Source organism: Actibacterium sp. MT2.3-13A, assembly GCF_018139985.1.
Taxonomy (GTDB): Bacteria; Pseudomonadota; Alphaproteobacteria; order Rhodobacterales; family Rhodobacteraceae; genus JAGSOU01.
Map to the genome: position 1 here is coordinate 112,421 of NZ_JAGSOU010000009.1, position 19,713 is coordinate 132,133.

A 19,713-nucleotide genomic window follows, 5' to 3' on the forward strand; every position below is an offset into this window, starting at 1 on the left:
GCGACCCGCCAAGCCTTTCTCAGACCGCCGCCGGGCGGTTGATCGCCGCCGTTCCCAGCATCAGGTCGTGCAGGCCCTGGGCACGCGGGCCGGTCAGCATCAGCGCCAGCGAGGCGACCTGCGGCAGCATCATGGAGAAGAACACCGTGAAAAGCAGCGTGTGCAGCGCCGCCTGAGGCAGGTCCAGACGCTCGCCCCGCGCATTGCGCAGCTCGATCGCCATCAGCCGCATCCCCGGCGTCGCCGAGGCGCCCGCGACGCTGAGCACGCGGTAGACGAAGCCCACCATCATCGCCAGGAAAGGGAAGTAGAACAGCCCCGTGAAGGCGGTGAAGGGCAGCACCAGGACGGTCAGCAGCACGATCAGAAGCGTGTCCACCAGCCAGGCGATCAGCCGCTTGAGCGGCACGTCGGCGTAGAACTCGGCATGATAGTCGGGGTCGGGCAGGGCGTTGGTCATGGAGCCAATCTGGGGCTGCGGCGGGCAAAAGGGAAGGGCGCCTGATGCGGCGCCCCGGGTTTTTCGTCAGGCTCAGGCGGCCGGCGCGCCACTGTCCTCGGGGGCGCGGCGGGCCCGGTCCTCCATGAACTGGTCGAACTCCATCTTGTCCTTGGATTCGCGCAGGCGTTGCAGGAACGCCTCAAAGCTGTGCTGTTCCTCCTCCAGCCGGCGCAGGGTGTCGGCCTTGTAGGCGTCGAAGGCGGAATTGCCCGAGGATTTGAACCCGCAGGCGCGGGCGTGGTGACGGCGGGACTGCGAACAGGCGTTGAAGAACATGCGTTTGCTCCAGATCATGTAGGCAAGAAGGGCAAGGCCCGCGGGCCAGAACAGGATGAAACCCAGCACCATGGCCGCGAGCCAGGCGCCCTTGCCGCGCTGATCGAGCCAGGATTCGGCCTGCGAGGGCCAAGTGGCGACGGAACTCATGAAACTCTCCCAAACAGGTTGCTCGGATGTGAATGACATTCACATTGGGTCACATGGGAGGGGCGCCTGCCCGGTTCAAGCCATGATGTGAAGGTTTTTCACATGCAGGTCAGAGGGTGAAACCGGCGACCTGCGCGCCAGTCAGTTCCAGCAGGGTGGCCGGGGCGATGGGAAAGACATGCCGCGGGGTGCCGGCGGCGGCCCATACGGTGCCGAATTCCGACAGGCGCGGGTCCCAGAAGGCGCGGATCGGGCTGAGATGGCCGATCGGGGCCACGCCGCCGATGGCGAAGCCGGTCTGGGCGCGGATCAGCGCGGCGTCGGCCTTGCCCAGCGCCTCGCCGGCCAGCGCCGTGGCCTTCTCGGCGCAGACCTTGTTGCCGCCCGCGGTCAGGAACAGGATCGCTGTGCCGGTGTCCGCGCCGCGAAAGATGATAGACTTGGCGATCTGGTCGATCTCGCATCCGACCGATTGCGCGGCTTCGGCGGCGGTGCGGGCCGCGCCGACCTCGGCGATCTCGGGGCTCAGCCCGGCCGCCTCCAGCGCCGCGCGCACCCGTTTCAGGCTCTTGCTCATGGGTCCTCCTTGTTGCGGTGCGACTATTGTCGCGCCGCCCCGGACGCGCAAGCCCGTTGACCCGGTTGCGGCCGCGCGGCATCACTTGCGCATGAGTTTCGCATCCCGCATCACCCGCCACCCGATCCCCTACGACCCCGAGCGTGGCGCCGAGGTGCTGGCGCGTTTCGCCGCCCAACCTCCCGAAATCCGCGCGCTTCTGGAGGGGACCGCCGGGTGCAGCCCCTTTCTCAAGGCGGCGATGGAGCGCGAGGCCGACTGGCTGGAGGGCGCGCTTTCGTCCACGCCCGAGGCGGCGATGGCGGGGCTGCTGGCGGATGTGCGCGCGCTGCCCGCCGACCGTCTCAAGCCCGGCCTGCGCCAGGCCAAGCGGCGCGCGGCGCTGTGGATCGCGCTGGCCGATCTGGCCGGGGCCTGGCCGCTGGAGGCGGTCACCCGCGCGCTGACCGATTTCGCCGATCACTGCATCGACACCGGGCTGAAGGCGCTGGTGGGCGCCGAGATCGCGCGCGGCAGGCTGCCCGGCCAGACCGAGGCGGATATCGAGACCGCGGGCGGGATGGTGGCGCTCGCCATGGGCAAGCAGGGCGCGCATGAGCTGAACTATTCCTCGGATATCGACCTGATCTGCCTGTTCGACGACAGCCGCTTCGACGACGCCGATTACCACGAGGCGCGGGCGAGCTTCATCCGGGTCACGCGCCGGTTGTCCGCGCTGCTGAGCGAGCCAACGGGCGACGGCTATGTTTTCCGCACCGACCTGCGGCTGCGCCCCGATCCCTCGGTCACGCCTGTCTGCCTGTCGATGGAGGCGGCGGAGCGCTACTACGAATCCGTGGGCCGGACGTGGGAGCGCGCCGCCCATATCAAGGCCCGCCCCTGCGCCGGCGACCTGACGGCCGGCTGGGCCTATCTCGACCGGCTGCGCCCCTTCGTCTGGCGCAAGCATCTGGATTTCGCGGCGATCCAGGATGCCCATGACATGCGAATCAAGATCCGCGCGCACAAGGGACTGCACGGGGCGATCGCGTTGGAAGGCCACAACATGAAGCTCGGCGCGGGCGGCATCCGCGAGATCGAGTTCTTCACCCAGACCCGGCAGCTGATCGCCGGCGGGCGCGACCCCGATCTGCGGGTGCGCGGCACGGTCGAGGGGCTGGTCCGGCTGGCCGAGAAGGGCTGGGTGCCGCAGGACGTGGCGCAGACGCTCAGCGCCGATTACCGCGCCCACCGCGAGGTCGAGCACCGCCTGCAGATGGTCAACGACGCCCAGACCCATTCGCTGCCCAATGGCACCGAGGGGATCGACCGCATCGCGCGGTTCTGCGGGCAGGGCGACACCGCTGCCTTCCGCGCCGAGTTGCAGGCGCGGCTGGAACGGGTCGACGACCTGACCGAGGGCTTCTTCGCCCCTGACGCCCGCCCGGCCGCCGAGGATCTGCCGCCGGTGCCCGAGGGGCTGGAGGAGATCGTCGACCGCTGGCCCAGCTACCCGGCGCTGCGCTCGCCGCGCGCGGTGCAGATTTTCGCCCGGCTCAAGCCCGAGATCCTGCGCCGTCTGGCGGGCGCGGCCAAGCCCGGCGAGGCGCTGCACGCCTTCGACGGCTTCCTCGCGGGGCTGCCGGCGGGGGTGCAGGTGTTCTCGCTCTTCGAGGCGAACCCGCATCTGATCGACCTGATCGTGGACGTCGCGGCCACCGCGCCGGAGCTTGCGCGCTACCTGTCGCGCAACGCGGGCGTCCTGGACGCGGTGATCGGCGGCGATTTCTTCTCCGAATGGCCCGGGGCGGAAACGCTGCGCACCGAGCTTTCGGCGCGGCTGGCCGAGATCGACGACTACGAGGGCCAGCTCGACACCGCGCGCCGTTGGGTCAAGGAATGGCATTTCCGCATCGGTGTGCACCTGCTGCGCGGGCTGATCCCGGCCTCCGAGGCCAGCGCACAATACGCCGACCTGGCAGAGGCGGTGCTGGCCGCGCTGTGGGGGCCGGTTGTGGCGCAATTCAGCGAAAAGCACGGGCCGCCCCCCGGCAACGGCGCGGTGGTTCTGGGCATGGGCTCGCTCGGCGCGGGGCAACTGACCGCGCGCTCGGACCTCGACCTGATCGTGATCTACGACCCGGCCGGGGTGGACAGCTCGGACGGGCGGCGGCCGCTGGCGGCACGCGCCTATTACGCGCGGCTGACGCAGGCGCTGGTCACCGCGCTAACCGCGCCGATGGCCGAGGGCCGGCTCTACGAGGTGGACATGCGGCTGCGCCCCTCGGGGCGGCAGGGGCCGGTGGCGACCTCGATCGAGGCCTTCCGCAGCTACCAGCGCGAAGAGGCCTGGACCTGGGAGCACCTGGCGCTGACCCGCGCCCGCGCGGTCGCCGGGGCCGGGGCTCTGGCCGCCGCGGTGGAGACCTTCCGCCGCGTGCTGCTGGCGGAAAAGAGCGACCCGGAGCAGATCGTGGCCGCGGTGATCGACATGCGCGCCCGCCTGGCCGAGGCCAAGCCCGCGCGCGGCACCTGGGACGGCAAGCAGGGGCCGGGGCGCGGGCAGGACATCGAATTGCTCGCCTCGGCCGCGGCGCTGATGGCGGGCGATCCCTCGACCCAGGTGGGACCGCAATTGCAGGCCGGGGTCGCGGTCGGCTGGCTGGGCGCGGAGGAGGCCGCGGCGCTGGCCGAGACCTACGGCCTGTTCCGCCGGGTGGAAACCGCGGTCAAGCTGCTGAGTGACCGCACGCCGGAGCCCGGCACGCTGGGCGAGGGCGGCGCGGCCTTCCTGCTGCGCTGCACCGGCGCCGACAGCGAGGAGGCGCTGGCCGAGGCGCTGGAACGCGCGGCCGAACAGGCCACGGGCATCATCGAAAGCGCGCTTGCGCGCCATCATCAGGGCGGAGGACAGAATGGGCGCTGACGAGGCAGATCCGCGGGGGCTGATCCGCGAGGCCTACCGCATCGAGGGCATCACCGAGGCCGATTGCAGGTCGATCTTCCTCGACTGGGCGCTCGGCGTGCCGCCGGACGCGGACCTCTCCGCGCAGCTGCGGCTGCTGCTGGAGCGCTACGCGCCCGAGGCGCCGGACCACCCGATGAACGGGGTGCTGCGCGCGGGGCTGGAGCAGGGCGCGCGGCCGCGCCGCCGCGGCGGCTGGCGCGGGCGGGATCGCGACTAGCCCGGTCTAGGTCAGCGCCGCGGCCTGCGCCGCCAGTCCGGTGATCGCCGCCCAGTCGCCGCGGGCGACCAGATCGGCCGGCGCGACCCACGACCCGCCGACGCAGAGCGTGTTGGGCAGGGACAGATAGGCGCCGGCATTGTCCGGCGAGATGCCGCCGGTGGGGCAGAACCGGACCTGCGGCAGGGGCGCGGCCAGCGATTTCAGCAGCGCGGCGCCGCCCGCGGCCTCGGCCGGAAAGAATTTCTGCACGCGGAAGCCGCGCTCCAGCAGGTGCATCGCCTCGGTCGCGGTCGCCGCCCCGGGCAGCAGCGGCAGCGCCTCGTCCTCGCAGGCGTCCAGCAGGGCCGCGGTCGAGCCGGGCGAGACGCCGAAGCACGCCCCCGCCGCCTTGGCCCGGGCCACGTCCTGCGGCGTCAGCAGCGTGCCCGCGCCGACCACGCCGCCCTTGACCTGCGCCATCTCGGCGATGACCTCCAGCGCGGCGGGGGTGCGCAGGGTGACCTCCAGCGCGGGCAGCCCTCCGGCGACCAGGGCCTCGGCCAGCGGACGCGCGGTCGCCGGGTCCTCGACGACAAGCACCGGGATCACCGGGGCGAGGCGGCAGATTTCTTCGGTGCGGCGGCTGGCGTCATGCGGGGTCATTCTGGGGTCTCTCCGGGCAGGGGCAGGCTGGAGGCGCCGGCGGTGGCCGGGCCGACGGTCTGCCGGAACAGGGTGAACAATTCGCGGCCGAGGCCGTAGTCGTTGGCGCTCAGGTCGGGGGTGGCCGGCGCGCGGGTTTCGATATCCGTGGCCAGCACCTCCAGCCGGCCGGCGGGCGCGTCGAGCCGCACCACGTCGCCGTCGCGCAGCCGGGCCAGCGGGCCGCCCTCGGCGGCCTCGGGGCAGACATGGATCGCCGCCGGCACCTTGCCGCTGGCCCCGGACATGCGTCCGTCGGTCACCAGCGCGACGCGCAGCCCGCGGTCCTGCAGGACGGACAGCATCGGGGTCAACCCGTGCAGCTCGGGCATGCCGTTGGCGCGCGGCCCCTGGAAGCGGACGACGACCACGGTGTCGGTGGTGAATTCGCCCGCGCGGAAGGCGGCCTTGACGCTGTCCTGGTCCTGGAAGATGCGCGCAGGGGCCTCGATCACCTGCCGGTCCGCGCCAACGGCCGAGACCTTGATCACCCCGCGCCCGAGATTGCCTTCGAGGCTTTGCAGCCCGCCCGTGGCCTGGAACGGGTCGCCGGCGGGGCGCAGGATGCGGTCATTGCCGCTGACCCGCGCGCCGGCGCGCCACGCCAGCGTGCCGCCGGCCAGCGTCGGCTCCTGCGCATAGGCGGCCAGCCCGTCGCCGGCCACGGTCAGCGCGTCGGGATGCAGCAGCCCGGCCTCCAGCAACTCGCCGATCATGTAGCCCAGCCCGCCCGCGGCGTGGAAATGGTTCACGTCGGCTAGCCCGTTGGGATAGATCCGCGCCATCAGCGGCGTGACCTCCGACAGGCGCGCGAAATCCTCGATGTCCAGGACGATCCCCGCCGCCCGCGCCATCGCGGGCAGGTGCAGCAGGTGGTTCGTGGACCCGCCCGTGGCCATCAGCCCGACGATGCCGTTGACGAAGGCGCGCTCGTCCAGAACCTGCGCCACGGGGCGGTAATCCCCGCCCAGCGCGGTGATCGCCAGCGCCCGCTGCGCGCCCGCCGCCGTCAGCGCGTCGCGCAGCGCCGAGTCGGGGTGCACGAAGCTGGCGCCGGGCAGGTGCAGCCCCATGAATTCCATCAGCATCTGGTTGGAATTGGCGGTGCCGTAGAAGGTGCAGGTGCCCGGCCCGTGGTAGGAGGCCATCTCGGCCGCCATCAGCTCGTCGCGGCCGATCTCGCCGGCGGCGAAGCGCTGGCGCACCTTGGCCTTCTCGTCATTGGGCAGGCCCGAGGGCATCGGACCCGCGGGCAGGAACACCGCCGGGAGATGCCCGAAACTGGCCGCCGCGATCACCAGGCCCGGCACGATCTTGTCGCACACGCCCAGGTACACCGCCGCGTCGAAGCTGTTGTGGCTCAGCGCCACGCCGGCCGCCAGCGCGATCACGTCGCGCGAGAACAGCGACAGCTCCATCCCCGGCTGGCCCTGGGTCACGCCATCGCACATCGCGGGCACCCCGCCCGCGACCTGCGCCGTGGCGCCGATGTCGCGCGCAGCCTGCTTGATCAGGTCGGGAAAGCGCGCAAACGGCTGATGCGCCGAGAGCATGTCGTTATAGGCGGTTACGATCCCGAGATTGGGCGCGCGACCGCCGGCCAGCGCGTCCTTGTCGGCGCCCATCGCGGCATAGGCATGGGCCTGGTTGCCGCAGCTCAGATGCGCGCGGGCCGGTCCCGCCTCCGCCGCGCGCACCATGCGCTCCAGATAGGCAGGCCGCGTCGGGCGCGAGCGTTCCACGATCGCCTCGGTAACCTTGCGGACGGTATCGTTGAGCGGCATGCGGGGCCTTTCTGTGCGACAGGGCTTGGCTCCGGTATGCCGGGTGAGCGCTAACGTGGCAAGGCCAAAGCCGGAGCAGGGGCCGCCGCGGCCGCATCTGCCCCCTTTTCGCGGCGCGCGGAACCGACTAGGAGAAAGCCATGACGCAAGCCACCCTACCCGTCGTGCGGCTTCTGCCCAAGGCCGATGCCCGCGCCCTGCGCCACGGTTTTCCGTGGGTCTATGCCAATGAGTTGGTCACCGATCGCCGCACCAAGGCGCTCGTCCCCGGAACGCTGGCCGTTCTCGAGGATGCCGAGCGGCGCGCCCTGGGCGTGGTGGCGGTCAATCCCGGCTCGAAACTGATCTGCCGGATGCTCGACCGCGACCCGCAGGCAGAGATCGGCCAGAGCTGGCTGGCGGCGAAACTGGCCCGCGCGCTGGAGATGCGCGCGCGGCTGTTCGACGCGCCCTTCTACCGGCTGCTCCATGCCGAGGCCGACGGGCTGCCCGGCGTGGTGATCGACCGTTTCGGCGAGACCGCCGTGATCCAGCCCAACGCCGCCTGGGCCGATGCGCTGATCGGCCCGCTGGCCGATGCGCTGGCCGAGGTCACGGGGGTCTCGACCATCGTGATGAACGGCACCGGCCGCGCCCGCGCGCTGGAGGGGCTGGAGGAACGCACCGAGATCCTGCGCGGCGCGCTCGATGGGCCGGTCCCCGTGCCGATGAACGGCGCCACCTACATGGCCGACCTCGTGGGCGGGCAGAAGACCGGGCTGTTCTTCGACCAGCGCCCGAACCACGCCTTCGCCGCGCGGCTGGCCCGCGGCGCGCGGGTGCTCGATGTGTTCTCCCATGTCGGGGGCTTTTCGCTGGCCGCGCTGGCGGCGGGCGCCGAAAGCGCGCTGGCCGTGGACGGCTCGGCCGCGGCGCTGGAACTGGCCCAGAAGGGCGCCGGGGCCGGCGGCGTGGAGGGGCGTTTCGCCACCCGCCGCGGCGACGCCTTCGACGTGATGGCGGCGCTGCAGGAGGAGGGGGCGCAGTTCGACGTGGTGATCTGCGATCCGCCCGCCTTCGCCCCCAACCGCCAGGCGCTGGAGGCCGGACTGCGCGCCTATGAGCGCGTGGCGCGGCTGGCCGCGCCCCTGGTGGCGCCGGGCGGCTATCTGGGCCTGTGCTCCTGCTCGCATGCGGCCGAACTGGGCAAGTTCCGCACCGCCTCCGCCCGCGGCATCGGGCGCGCGGGGCGGGCGGCGCAGCTGATCCATACCGGCTTTGCCGGGCCCGACCACCCGATGCTGCCGCAACTGGCCGAAAGCGGTTATCTCAAGGCGCTGTTCTTCCGGCTGGCACCATGAAGGTGCTGCTGGACGCCTGCGTCCTCTATCCCACCGTGCTGCGCGAGATCCTGCTCTGCGTCGCCGGGCGCGGGCTGTTCACGCCGCTCTGGTCAGAGCGCATCCTCGAGGAATGGGCGCGCGCCGCGCGCAAGATCGGCCCCACCGGCGAGGCGCAGGCGCGCGCCGAGATCGCGCTGCTGCGCGCCAACTGGCCGCGCGCCGGCGTGGCCCCGCATGAGGGGCTGGAGGCGCGGCTCTGGCTGCCCGACCCGGCCGACGTGCATGTGCTGGCCGCCGCGATCGCCGGTTCGGCCGACGTGATCGTGACCTTCAACGCCTCCGACTTCCCCCGCCGCACGCTGGAGGAGGAGGGGCTGCGCCGCGACAGCCCCGACCATCTCCTGCTGGAGCTGTGGCGTCAGGCGCCCGAGGCGGTGGAGGCTTGCGTGGCGCAGGTGCACGACACCGCGTCGCGGATGTCGGGCGAGGCGATGGATCTGCGGAAACTGTTGAAACGCGCGCGCCTGCCGCGTTTGGGCAAGGCGCTGGCGGGGTAGGATGGCGGGTCGAGAGGGCCTTTTCGGCCCGCGGCCCCGGGGCGCAAACGCGTGCCCGTCCCATGCGGGGGCCGGTCCTGACAGGATGTGAGCGCCCCGCTCAGCCGCGCTGCCAGCGCGCCTCGAGATTCTCGATGGCCTTGACCCGCTCGGCGGTTTTCGGATGGCTCATCAGCCAGGCCGGGGTGACGCCGGCGCGGGTGTCGGTCAGCGCCTCGAGCTTGCGGAACAGCGATTTCTGCGCCTCCGTCCCGATGCCCGATTTCGCCAGCAGGGCGGCGGCATAGGCGTCGGCCTCGTATTCGTCGCCGCGCGACAGGCGGGCGGCCAGCAGCGTGGTCAGGGTGTTGGCGATATAGACCCCGACACCGGGCAGGATGCGCGCCAGAACCATCGCCAGCGCCGTGCGCAGCGCGTTCTGCCCGGAAAAGTCGATCATCCGCCGCCGGGAATGTCCCAGGGCCACATGGCCCAGTTCATGCGCGATGACCGAAGCGATCTCCTCGGCGGTGACCTCGCCCTGCTGGTATTTGCGGAAAAAGCCGCGGGTAATGAAGATGCGCCCGTCCGGCGCGGCCAGCCCGTTCACCGGGTCGATCTCGTAGACATGCACCTTGATGCGTGGCAGCTCCAGCGCCGCGGCCATGCGGTCGGTGAGCTTTTTCAGCCGCGGGTCGGCCAGCTCGGTCGAGCGCGCGTCGAGCTCGCGCGAGGTGCGCCAGACCGAGAAGCGGTACATGGCGAGGGCGTAGAGGATGGCGAGCAGGATGGGCGTGAATTTCAGCATGGGGCGAATATGGGGGCGCGGGGCTTCGGGGGCAATTACTCAGGGCCTCATCAGGCGCGGCAAACCGTCTTGGCGAGACATCGGGCGTGTCTTCCGCCCGGCGTTTACGCCGGGCGGCGCCCGACCCTCCCCCCCCCGGGAGGCCGCTTTCGCGCCCACACAGGGTCGGGCGCTGCTCTCGTTCTTTGGGAGAGTCCCTAGCGGCCCAGCGCCTTCATCCCGCGCTCGATCCCTTCCAGTGTCATCGGCACCATGCGGCCCTCGAATATCTCGTCGATCATCGCCACCGACTGGGTATGGCGCCACTGCCGTTCGGGCAGGGGGTTGATCCACAGGTGCTGTGGCCATTGTTGCCGGGCGCGCTGCAGCCAGACCTGGCCGGCCTCCTCGTTCCAGTGCTCGTTCGCACCGCCGGAATAGAGGATCTCGTAGGGTGACATCGAGGCGTCGCCGACGAAGATGCATTTGTAATCACGGCCATAGGTCCGCAGCACCTCGGCCGTCGGGGTCTGGTCGCGCCAGCGCCGCGCGTTGTCGCGCCAGACGCCCTCGTAGAGGCAATTGTGGAAATAGTAGTATTCGAGATGCTTGAACTCGGACCGCGCGGCCGAGAACAGCTCTTCCACCAGCCTGATGTACGGGTCCATCGAGCCGCCCACGTCGAGGAACAGCAGCACCTTGACCGCGTTGCGCCGCTCGGGGCGGGTCTGCACGTCGAGGTAGCCGTGATCGGCGGTGGCGCGGATCGTGCCGTCGAGGTCCAGCTCCTCGGCCGCGCCGTCGCGGGCCCAGCGGCGCAGCCGTTTCAGCGCCACCTTGATGTTGCGCGTGCCCAGTTCCACCGTGTCGTCGAGGTTGCGGAACTCGCGCCTGTCCCAGACCTTCACCGCGCGCTGGTGGCGGCTTTCGGCCTGGCCGATGCGCACGCCCTCGGGGTTGTAGCCATAGGCGCCGAAGGGCGAGGTGCCGGCGGTGCCGATCCACTTGCTGCCGCCCTGGTGGCGGCCCTGCTGTTCCTTCAGCCGCTCCTTCAGCGTCTCCATCAGCTTGTCGAAGCCGCCGAGCGCCTCGATCTCGGCCTTTTCGGAGTCGCTGAGGTGTTTCTCGGCCAGCTTGCGCAGCCACTCCCCGGGCAGGTCCACGGCCTCCAGCACCTGTTCGATGCTGAGGCTCTCCACCCCCTCGAAGGCCTTGGCGAAGGCCTGATCGAAGCGGTCGAGATGGCGCTCGTCCTTCACCATCGCGGTGCGCGCGAGGTAGTAGAACCCCTCGATGTCATAGGTCACGAGGCCGGCCTGCACGCCTTCGAGAAACCCGAGGTATTCGCGCAGTGAAACCGGGATGCCGGTCTCGCGCAGGGTCTCAAAAAAGGGCAGGAACATCGGCTTACAGCATGCGCTCGACGAAGATGGTGACGAACATGCCGACGATGCCGAAGATGATGCCGTAGGCGGCAGCGTATTGCGCGATGTCGGCGGGTTTGCCCTTGCGCCGACGGGCCAGCATGCCGCCCCAGAGGGCGCCGAGCAGAATGCCTGCGATTACGATCATGTGCGTCCTTTCGGGCTGAGCGCGGCGATCTCCCTGAGGCGCACGCGCACTTCGCTGTCTGGGCCGAAGCCATAGCGCGCCCAGCCGAGGCTGTCGAGGCGCACTGCCCGCGCCTCGGACGCGCGGCCGAGATCCTCCAGCGCTTCGGCCTTGATCATCAGCAGCGAGGCCAGGAGCGCGGCGTTCTGGGCGCGCATCGCGGGCGCGAGGTTGTGGTTGGCGATCTGCAGCGCCGCCTCGGCCTGGCCGGTGGAAAGCGAAAACGCCGCCAGATGCATGGCCACATGCGCCGCCTGGATGCGCGTGGCGGGCTCGGCCGCGTAGATCTGGCCGGCCCGCAGAAAGGCCGCCAGCGCCGTTTCGCCGTCCACCGGCAGGGTCAGCCGGCCCAGGGCGAACAGGGCGAAGGCGGTGCGGTTGTCGGACCAGCCCTCGCGCAAGGCGATCTGCACCGCCGCCTCGGCCGCGGCGCGGCGGCGGGCGGGCGGGGTTCCGGGCCCCAGCGCGGTCTCGATCGCGTCGATCCAGGCGCGCGGCGTGGGCGCGGGCGGCGGCCCGGCCGGGCGCTGGCCGCCGGGGTTGAGCCGCGCCAGCACGTCGGGAAGGCGCGCGGCGACCTCGGCGCGGGTCATGCCGTTGTGCAGTTCCGGCGCGTAATAGGCGCGCAGGATCAGCATGTCGAATCCGGTCAGAACGGTGTGGAAATTGTCGTCGTTGAAGATGCTGTCGGGAAGCCGGTAGAGGTCGTTGAGCGGGCCCAGCGCCTGCGCCAGTTCCTCATGCAGGCAGTCGCGCACCTCCTGCGGGCTGACATCGCCGGGCAGGAAGATGGCGACCCGGTCGCGCCGCGTCAGGGCGGTCCAGTCCACCTGCTGCGAGCGCCGGGCGCGGCGGTATTCGTCCCAGCCGGTCACCCGCGGAGCCACGAAACAGGCGGCCTGCGGCACCAGCGATTGCAGCGTGGCGCGCGGCACCACCTCGATGGTGATGTCGGCCGACGGGCCGTCGGCGCGGCGGATATCGATCTCCGCCTCGTGGCGCAGCCGGTGCAGCAGCGCCGCGAGATCAGGGCCGAGTCTGGCCGGCGCGGGGCCGGTGACGCGCACCGTCACAGGCTGTTCGAAACGGGTCATCAGCGGCACTGGGCGGCCGCTTTCCATCTGGAAGGCGAGGTCGATGAAATCCCGCGCGATCTGGCCGTTGGGGCGCGTCGCGTTCGGCGTCGGCATCTCGGCGAACACCTTCATCGGCGGCAGCGTCTCGATGGCGGCGCGCCGGTCCGGCGGTGGGGCGGTGGGGACCGCGGCGCAGGCGGTCAGCGCCAGGCAGGCCACAAGGGCGGGCATGCGCACCGCCGTCACCCCCGCTGATACTTGATGAAGGGGGTGATCTGCCCGATCCGGTCGTAGAGCCGCCGCGCGGTGGAGTTGAACTCCTGCGTCAACCAGTAGACCGAAGGTGCGCCGGCCTTGTCGGCCTCGGCATAGACCGCCTCGATCAGCGCGCGCCCGATGCCCTGGCCGCGGACCTCCGGGTCGGCGTAGAGGTCCTGGAGGTAGCAGACATCCTCGATCTTCCAGCCGTGGCGGTGGAACAGGTAATGCGCCAGCCCCACGGGGCGGCCGTCCAGCACCGCCAGCAGGCCGTTGTAGTCGCGCGGATCGTCGCCCAGCACCCGCCGGAAATAGGTGGCATAAACCCCTTCGGGCACAGAGGAGTCGTAAAAGTCCAGATAGGCGGTCCAGAGGCGGCGCCAGTCGGCCTCGTCGGCGGGGCTGAGCGGGCGGATGATCAGATCACTCATGACAAAGGTATCTCTTGCGGCTTGGTGGCCAGCCTACACCCGTTTTCCGCGGCTTGGAAAGCGCGCGGGCCCAGGGCGCGCTCAGCGCTGCCGCCGGGCCATGAAGGCCAGACGCTCGAAGAGCTGCACGTCCTGTTCGTTCTTCAGCAGCGCGCCGTGCAGGCGGGGCAGGGCGTCGGTGCCTTCGCGCTTCAGGTCCTCGGGGCTCAGATCCTCGGCCAGCAGCAGCTTCAGCCAGTCCAGAACCTCGGAGGTGGAGGGCTTCTTCTTCAGCCCGGTGGTCTCGCGGATCTCGTAGAACTGGGTCAGCGCGGTGGTCAGCAGCCGGTCCTTGATGCCGGGGAAATGCACCTCGACGATCCGCTTCATCGTCTCCAGGTCGGGGAAGCGGATGTAGTGGAAGAAACAGCGGCGCAGAAAGGCGTCGGGCAGTTCCTTTTCGTTGTTCGAGGTGATGATGACCACGGGCCGCGTGCGGGCGCGCACCGTCTCGCCGGTCTCGTAGACATGGAACTCCATCTTGTCGAGTTCCTGCAGAAGGTCGTTGGGGAACTCGATGTCCGCCTTGTCGATCTCGTCGATCAGCAGCACCGTCTTGCCCTGCGATTCGAAGGCCTGCCAGAGCTTTCCCTTGCGGATGTAGTTGCGCACGTCGTGCACCCGCTCGTCGCCGAGCTGGCTGTCGCGCAGACGGCTCACGGCGTCATATTCGTAAAGGCCCTGCGCGGCCTTGGTGGTGGATTTGATATGCCATTCGATGATCGGCAGATTCAGGGCGCCCGCCACCTGCTTGGCCAGTTCCGTCTTGCCGGTTCCGGGCTCGCCCTTGACCAGCAGGGGGCGCTCCAGCGCCACGGCGGCATTGACGGCCACCGCCAGGTCCTCGGTCGCCACATACGAATCGGTTCCGGCAAATTTCATCGGTTTTTCCTGCTGCTAGCGCTCGTTCCTAGGCCCGCGGGCCTGGGCACAAAAAGCCACAAAGCGGGACTATATGCTAGTGACATCCCCAGCGCATTGGGATAAACGCTGCGCCAGGAGAGCCGGGTGACTGACGTGACAACAACAGCCGGGCCCGCGCTGCGAGAGGAACCAGGTATGAAAGCCGAAGTTTTTCTGCCAGAGGATTATCGCCCCGCGGAGGATGAGCCGTTCATGAACGAGCGGCAGCTCGAATATTTCCGCCGCAAGCTGATCGCTCTGAAGACCGAACTTCTTGACGAAAGCAAATCCACCATCGAGGGGCTGCAGGACGGCACCCGCAACATTCCCGACGTGGCCGACCGCGCCAGCGAAGAGACCGACCGGGCGCTGGAACTGCGGATCCGCGACCGCCAGCGCAAGCTGGTGGCCAAGATCGACGCCGCGCTGCGCCGCATCGAAGAGGGCGAATATGGTTACTGCCAGGAGACCGGCGAACCCATCTCGCTGAAGCGGCTGGATGCCCGCCCGACCACCACGCTCAGCCTCGAGGCGCAGGAGCGTCACGAGCGGCGCGAGAAGGTCCACCGCGACGACTGAGCCGGCCACCCGCCGGTTCGCGCCGCCAATTCACCGGGGCCGCCGCGTCCCGGTGTTTTCGTCTTGAGGAGCCCGCCCGTGCTGACAGGCCGCGACATCACCGTTCTGGGCGGCGGCATCGCCGGGCTGACCGCGGCGATCGCGCTTGCGCGGCGCGGCGCCTGCGTCACCGTCTTCGAACAGGCCGAGGCCATCGGCGAGGTCGGCGCCGGCCTGCAGATCAGCCCCAACGGCGCGGCGGTGCTCTGCGCGCTGGGGATGGGCGAAGCGCTGGCGCGCCTCGGCCAGCGCGCCGCGGCGGTCTCGCTGCGCGACTTCGCCGCCGGGCGCGAGGTAGTGCGCCTCGATCTGTCCGGCGCGGCGGGCCCCTATTACTTCGTCCATCGCGCAGATCTGGTGGGGATGCTGGCCGATGCCGCGCGCGCCGAGGGGGTCAAGCTGCGCCTGCTTCAGCGGATCGCTTCGGTCCGGGTCGGCGCCGGGGGCGCCAGCCTGACCACGGCGCAGGGCGCGGTGGTCAACGCGCGGCTGCTGATCGGGGCCGATGGGTTGCATTCGGTGGTGCGCGGGGCGCTGAACGGGGCGGACCAGCCGTTCTTTACCGGGCAGGTGGCCTGGCGCGCGCTGGTGCCCGCGGCGGGCGATGTCGCGCCCGAGGCGCGGGTCTACATGGGGCCGGGCCGGCATCTGGTCTGCTACCCGCTGCGCGGCGGGAAACTGATCAACCTCGTCGCCGTGCAGGAGCGCGAGAACTGGGCCGACGAGGGCTGGCACCATCCCGACGACCCGGCCAATCTGCGCGCCGCCTTCGCCGGTTTCGGCGCGGAGGTGCAGGCGCTGTTGGCGCGGGTCGAGGAGGTCTATCTGTGGGGCCTGTTCCGCCATCCCGTCGCGCCGGTCTGGCACCGCGGCGCGGCGGCGATCCTAGGCGACGCCGCCCATCCCACGCTGCCCTTCCTCGCGCAGGGCGCGAACATGGCGCTGGAGGATGCCTGGGTGCTGGCCTCAACCCTGGCCGCGCATGACAGCACCGAGGCCGCGCTCGCCGCCTATCAGGCCGCCCGGCAGGAGCGCTGCGCGCGCATCGTCGAGGCCGCCAGCCGCAACGCCCGCAACTACCACCTCAGCTTCCCGCCGCTGCGCGCCGCAGCCCATGCCGCGCTGCGCCTCGGCGGTCGGCTTGCGCCCGACCGCATGCTGGGCCGGTTCGCCTGGCTCTATGGTCATGACGTGACGCGCGCCCATCCCTGACGGGGCTTTCCTTCGCCGCGCGGGCCGCTAATCTGGCGCGCAAACGAAGGAGGGACGCATGGCGCTCGAAGACGCGAAAACACAGGTGGACACGGCCTTTACCCGCAAGGGATACCGCGGGCTGTCCTATGAGAACGCCTTCGGCGGCGCGCCCAGCTTCCTGCGCCGCAGCTATTCCAAGGACCTGACCAGCGTCGATCTGGCGATCACCGGCATCCCCTTCGACCAGGCGGTGACCAACCGCCCCGGCACCCGCCTCGGCCCGCGCGCGATTCGAGAGGCGAGCGCGCTTCAGGCCTTCGACCCGCCCTATGGCTGGGGTTACAACCCGCTGGAGGAGTTCAGCATCGCCGATTACGGCGACATGGCCTTCGACTACGCCAACGTGCCCGGCTTCCCGGCCGCGCTGCAGGCGCATATGGCGGGCATCCTGGAGGCCGGCGCCGGGGCGATCACGCTGGGCGGAGACCACTACATTACCTTCCCCATCCTCAAGGCCCATGCCGAGAAATACGGCCCCCTGTCGCTGCTGCAGTTCGATGCCCACACCGACACCTGGGCGGATGACGATTTCGACCGGATCGACCACGGCACCATGTTCTACAAGGCGGTGAAATCGGGAATCGTGGACCCGAGAACCTCCGTCCAGGTGGGAATCCGCACCGAAAACCCCGACACGCTGGGCGTCAACATCATCGACGCGCGCGAGGTGCATGAGAAGGGACCCGCCGCGGCGGTGGCGAAGATCAAGGCGATCCTCGGCGATCGCCCGACCTACGTCACCTTCGACATCGACGCGCTCGACCCCGCCTTCGCGCCGGGCACCGGCACGCCGGTCTGGGGCGGTCTGACCTCGGCGCAGGCGGCGCATATGCTGCGTGACCTCGCGGGGATCAACATGGTCGGCGGCGACGTGGTCGAGGTCTCGCCGCCCTTCGACACCACCGGCGCCACCGCCATCGCCGGCGCCCATGTGGCGATGGAGTTGATCTGCCTGTGGGGCTGGACCCGCAGAAAATGAAGGCGCGGCTGAGGCAGTTCCTGTTCAGCACGCTGACGCTGCTGGCGCTGATCGCGGTCTCGGGCGCGCTCTATATCCGCGTGGCGCCGATGGATGTGGCGGAGGTCCACCGCACCTATCCCGGCCACGGTCCGGGCGACTGGCCCATGCCGGGCGGGTTCGAGGCGGTGCGCGCAGTCGGGGGTGACCCGCAGGCGGCGCTGGCCCGGCTCGACGCGATCATCCTCGCCACGCCGCGCACGCGGGCTCTGGCAGGGGCGGTCGCGGAGGGGCATGTCAGCTATGTCACCCGCTCCGCCGTCTGGGGCTTCCCGGACACAACCAATGTCTGGCTGGAGGGCGCGCTGCTGCATATCCGGGGCCACCTGCGCTTCGGCGGTTCAGATCTGGGCGTCAATCGACGCAGGATCGAGGGCTGGCTGCAGGCCCTCGGGCAGCCGTGACGACACGCAGCCCCGCCCCGTGTCGCGCCAGATCGGGTTGTTCAGCGCCATCTCGCAGCGTGCGATGAAGGCGCGGCCATCGACGAACAGGCAGATCTCCTCGCCCATCTCCACACGGCCGCCGGTGCTGTCGGTGCAGTAGCACTCGATCACCCTGCCGCCGGGTGTTGTCACGTCGGCCAGCGCGGGAGGGGCGACAAGCCCGAGGATCACGATCAGGCGCATCATGGCCAAACATAGCACGGATGCGCCCCTTGACCACGCCTGCGGCTTGGGCAAAACACGCTCATGGTTCCCATGGACAAACTCGACCAGATCACCCAGCGCTTCGAGTATCTCGAGGCCCGCCTGTCGCAGGGCGCGGGCGAGGATTTCGCGCAGGTCAGCCGCGAATACGCCGAGCTGAAGCCGGTGGCCGAGGAAATCTCCGCCTATCGCGCCCTGCTGGACAGCAAGGCCGAGGCCGAGGCGCTGCTGTCTGACCCCGAGATGAAGGGCCTGGCCGAGGAGGAGCTGCGCGAGGCCAGGGCACGTCTTCCGGGCATGGAGCAGAGGCTACGCCTGGCGCTGCTGCCCAAGGACACCGCCGACGCGCGCCCCGCCATCGTCGAGATCCGCCCCGGAACGGGGGGCGACGAGGCCGCGCTGTTCGCCGGCGACCTGCTGCGCATGTATCAACGCTATGCCGAGGCGCGCGGTTGGCGCTTCGACATCCTCGAGATGGCGCAGAGCGAGCTTGGCGGGATCAAGGAGGTCGTGGCCAACGTGCAGGGGCAGGGGGTCTTTGCCCGGCTGAAATACGAATCCGGCGTGCACCGGGTGCAGCGGGTGCCGGCCACCGAATCGGGCGGGCGCATCCACACCTCGGCGGCCACCGTCGCCGTGCTGCCCGAGGCCGAGGAGGTGGATATCGACATCCCCGCCGGCGATATCCGCATCGACACCATGCGATCGTCGGGCGCGGGCGGCCAGCACGTCAACACCACCGATTCGGCGGTGCGGATCACCCACCTGCCCACCGGGATCGTCGTCACCAGCTCCGAGAAATCGCAGCACCAGAACCGCGCGATCGCCATGCAGGTGCTGCGCACGCGGCTTTTCGACCTGGAGCGCCAGCGCGCCGCGGACGCGCGCGCCGCCGACCGCAAGGCGCAAGTGGGCTCGGGCGACCGCTCCGAACGCATCCGCACCTATAATTTCCCGCAAGGCCGCATGACCGACCACCGCATCAACCTGACGCTCTACAAGCTCGACCAGGTGATGCAGGGGGATCTGGACGAGGTGATCGACGCGCTGATCGCCGACGACCAGGCGCGCAAGCTGGCCGAGGTCGAGGGGTGACCGGCAACGCCGCCCTGGCCGCGGCCACGCGCCGGCTGCGCGCCGCCGGCATCCCCGACGCCCCGCGCGACGCCCGCCGCCTGCTGGCCCATGCGATGGGAATCGCCCCCGACCGGCTGGTGCTGCATCTGTCCGAGGAGATGTCCGACGCGGCCGAAGCCGCCTTCGACGCCCTGCTTTCCCGCCGCGAACGGCGCGAGCCGGTGTCGCACATCATCGGCAGCCGCGCCTTCTATGGCCGCGCTTTCCACGTCACCCGCGACGTGCTCGACCCGCGCCCCGAGACCGAGACCCTGGTCGAACTGGCCCTGTCCCAGCCCTTTTCGCGGGTGCTCGACCTCGGCACAGGCTCGGGCTGCATCCTGCTGACGCTGCTGGCCGAACGCGCGCAGGCCACCGGCCTCGGCGTGGACCTGTCGGAGGCCGCGCTGGCGGTGGCGCGGCAGAACGCCCGGACGCTGGGCATCGCGCGGGCCGCGTTCCTGCGTTCCGACTGGTGCGGGGCGGTGCAGGGGCAGTTTGACCTGATCGTCTCAAACCCGCCCTATATCGCCGCCGATGAAATGCCTGGCCTCGCCCCCGAGGTGCGCGACTGGGAGCCGGAAATGGCGCTCAGCCCCGGCGGCGACGGGCTCGACGCCTACCGCGCCATCGCCGCCTGCGCCCCCCCGCATCTGGCGCCGAACGGCCGCCTGATGGTCGAGATCGGCCCCACGCAAGGCGCCGCCGTGGCCGCCCTTTTGCGGGTGGCGGGGCTTGAAAACATCGCCGTTCATGCCGATATGGATGGTCGGGACCGGGTGGTTAGCGCGGCAAAACCGTGACATCTGCGCCGCCAAAGGCGCAAAAACGCAGCCGGAACCGCCCGGGGAAGACATTTTTCCCTTGTCTTGACGGCCTCTAAATGGTTAGTCGGACATGCGAGCGGAGGGATGCACTCTGCGGTCCCCCTCGCGCGAAAGCCAGAAATCGCAAGGA

The 19,713-nt window shown here is 70.3% G+C and carries 22 protein-coding genes; 10 read left to right on the forward strand and 12 right to left on the reverse strand.

The features are described from left to right. Positions 1-19: 19 nt before the first annotated feature. The 3 genes from KCI33_RS10115 to KCI33_RS10125 form a co-directional block, all read right to left on the reverse strand. Positions 20-460, reverse strand: a complete 441-nt coding sequence (locus tag KCI33_RS10115; protein ID WP_212524664.1) for an RDD family protein — start codon at positions 458-460, stop codon at positions 20-22. A gap of 72 nt (positions 461-532) precedes the next feature. Then, positions 533-928, reverse strand: coding sequence for a DUF2852 domain-containing protein (locus KCI33_RS10120; RefSeq protein WP_212524665.1), 396 nt, complete (start codon positions 926-928; stop codon positions 533-535). A 109-nt stretch (positions 929-1,037) separates the two neighbouring features. Beyond that, positions 1,038-1,505 (reverse strand): YbaK/EbsC family protein, encoded by a 468-nt coding sequence (locus KCI33_RS10125; protein WP_212524666.1) that lies wholly within the window; start codon positions 1,503-1,505, stop codon positions 1,038-1,040. Positions 1,506-1,596: 91 nt separating this feature from the next. On the opposite strand from KCI33_RS10125, the gene KCI33_RS10130 reads away from it, so the two are divergent. Further along, complete coding sequence (locus KCI33_RS10130; RefSeq protein ID WP_212524667.1) at positions 1,597-4,410, forward strand: glutamine-synthetase adenylyltransferase; 2,814 nt, start codon at positions 1,597-1,599, stop codon at positions 4,408-4,410. Continuing rightward, the gene (locus tag KCI33_RS10135; RefSeq protein ID WP_212524668.1) at positions 4,400-4,669 is read left to right on the forward strand and encodes a hypothetical protein; all 270 of its coding nucleotides are present in this window, start codon (positions 4,400-4,402) and stop codon (positions 4,667-4,669) included. Before KCI33_RS10130 ends, KCI33_RS10135 begins: the two co-directional genes overlap by 11 nt. A gap of 6 nt (positions 4,670-4,675) precedes the next feature. On the opposite strand, the gene eda is transcribed toward KCI33_RS10135, so the two are convergent. Both eda and edd read right to left on the reverse strand, forming a co-directional pair. Continuing rightward, entirely contained in the window at positions 4,676-5,314 is a 639-nt protein-coding gene (eda, locus tag KCI33_RS10140; protein ID WP_212524669.1) for a bifunctional 4-hydroxy-2-oxoglutarate aldolase/2-dehydro-3-deoxy-phosphogluconate aldolase, read from the reverse strand. After that, a complete protein-coding gene (gene edd, locus KCI33_RS10145; protein ID WP_212524670.1) occupies positions 5,311-7,137 on the reverse strand; it encodes a phosphogluconate dehydratase in 1,827 nt (608 codons plus the stop codon). Before edd ends, eda begins: the two co-directional genes overlap by 4 nt. A gap of 140 nt (positions 7,138-7,277) precedes the next feature. Between edd and KCI33_RS10150 the strand changes: the two genes are divergently transcribed. Together KCI33_RS10150 and KCI33_RS10155 are read left to right on the forward strand one after the other, a co-directional pair. Next, positions 7,278-8,477 carry a class I SAM-dependent rRNA methyltransferase gene (locus KCI33_RS10150; RefSeq protein ID WP_212524671.1) on the forward strand — a complete coding sequence of 400 codons (1,200 nt, stop codon included), beginning with the start codon at positions 7,278-7,280 and terminating at the stop codon, positions 8,475-8,477. Continuing rightward, complete coding sequence (locus KCI33_RS10155; RefSeq protein WP_212524672.1) at positions 8,474-9,016, forward strand: PIN domain-containing protein; 543 nt, start codon at positions 8,474-8,476, stop codon at positions 9,014-9,016. Before KCI33_RS10150 ends, KCI33_RS10155 begins: the two co-directional genes overlap by 4 nt. A gap of 100 nt (positions 9,017-9,116) precedes the next feature. Here the strand turns inward: KCI33_RS10155 and KCI33_RS10160 are convergent, their stop codons facing one another. The 6 genes from KCI33_RS10160 to KCI33_RS10185 form a co-directional block, all read right to left on the reverse strand. Beyond that, a complete protein-coding gene (locus KCI33_RS10160; protein WP_212524673.1) occupies positions 9,117-9,803 on the reverse strand; it encodes a M48 family metalloprotease in 687 nt (228 codons plus the stop codon). Positions 9,804-10,000: 197 nt separating this feature from the next. Continuing rightward, positions 10,001-11,185 carry a VWA domain-containing protein gene (locus KCI33_RS10165; RefSeq protein WP_212524674.1) on the reverse strand — a complete coding sequence of 395 codons (1,185 nt, stop codon included), beginning with the start codon at positions 11,183-11,185 and terminating at the stop codon, positions 10,001-10,003. A gap of 4 nt (positions 11,186-11,189) precedes the next feature. Further along, positions 11,190-11,354 carry an apolipoprotein acyltransferase gene (locus KCI33_RS10170; protein ID WP_212524675.1) on the reverse strand — a complete coding sequence of 55 codons (165 nt, stop codon included), beginning with the start codon at positions 11,352-11,354 and terminating at the stop codon, positions 11,190-11,192. Next, on the reverse strand, positions 11,351-12,700 hold the full coding sequence (locus tag KCI33_RS10175) for a DUF2927 domain-containing protein (protein ID WP_212524676.1): 1,350 nt from the start codon (positions 12,698-12,700) through the stop codon (positions 11,351-11,353). The genes KCI33_RS10170 and KCI33_RS10175 overlap by 4 nt, the downstream gene beginning before the upstream one ends. Before the next feature lie 11 nt (positions 12,701-12,711). Further along, positions 12,712-13,158, reverse strand: coding sequence for a GNAT family N-acetyltransferase (locus KCI33_RS10180; protein WP_212524677.1), 447 nt, complete (start codon positions 13,156-13,158; stop codon positions 12,712-12,714). Between the two features lie 81 nt (positions 13,159-13,239). Continuing rightward, on the reverse strand, positions 13,240-14,079 hold the full coding sequence (locus KCI33_RS10185) for a MoxR family ATPase (protein WP_212524678.1): 840 nt from the start codon (positions 14,077-14,079) through the stop codon (positions 13,240-13,242). A gap of 177 nt (positions 14,080-14,256) precedes the next feature. Between KCI33_RS10185 and dksA the strand changes: the two genes are divergently transcribed. The 4 genes from dksA to KCI33_RS10205 all read left to right on the forward strand — a co-directional run bounded on the left by dksA (position 14,257) and on the right by KCI33_RS10205 (position 17,394). Beyond that, on the forward strand, positions 14,257-14,679 hold the full coding sequence (gene dksA / locus KCI33_RS10190; protein ID WP_212524679.1) for an RNA polymerase-binding protein DksA: 423 nt from the start codon (positions 14,257-14,259) through the stop codon (positions 14,677-14,679). 78 nt (positions 14,680-14,757) lie between these two features. After that, positions 14,758-15,930 carry an FAD-dependent monooxygenase gene (locus KCI33_RS10195; RefSeq protein ID WP_212524680.1) on the forward strand — a complete coding sequence of 391 codons (1,173 nt, stop codon included), beginning with the start codon at positions 14,758-14,760 and terminating at the stop codon, positions 15,928-15,930. A gap of 58 nt (positions 15,931-15,988) precedes the next feature. Further along, positions 15,989-16,951 carry an agmatinase gene (gene speB / locus KCI33_RS10200; RefSeq protein WP_212524681.1) on the forward strand — a complete coding sequence of 321 codons (963 nt, stop codon included), beginning with the start codon at positions 15,989-15,991 and terminating at the stop codon, positions 16,949-16,951. Next, entirely contained in the window at positions 16,948-17,394 is a 447-nt protein-coding gene (locus tag KCI33_RS10205) for a DUF1499 domain-containing protein (protein ID WP_212524682.1), read from the forward strand. The genes speB and KCI33_RS10205 overlap by 4 nt, the downstream gene beginning before the upstream one ends. Here the strand turns inward: KCI33_RS10205 and KCI33_RS10210 are convergent. Continuing rightward, entirely contained in the window at positions 17,332-17,637 is a 306-nt protein-coding gene (locus KCI33_RS10210; protein ID WP_349252201.1) for a hypothetical protein, read from the reverse strand. The genes KCI33_RS10205 and KCI33_RS10210 overlap by 63 nt on opposite strands. Positions 17,638-17,682: 45 nt before the next feature. Between KCI33_RS10210 and prfA the strand changes: the two genes are divergently transcribed. After that, complete coding sequence (gene prfA / locus KCI33_RS10215; RefSeq protein WP_212524683.1) at positions 17,683-18,735, forward strand: peptide chain release factor 1; 1,053 nt, start codon at positions 17,683-17,685, stop codon at positions 18,733-18,735. Continuing rightward, complete coding sequence (gene prmC / locus KCI33_RS10220) at positions 18,732-19,559, forward strand: peptide chain release factor N(5)-glutamine methyltransferase (RefSeq protein ID WP_212524684.1); 828 nt, start codon at positions 18,732-18,734, stop codon at positions 19,557-19,559. Before prfA ends, prmC begins: the two co-directional genes overlap by 4 nt. The last annotated feature ends 154 nt before the right edge of the window (positions 19,560-19,713 follow it).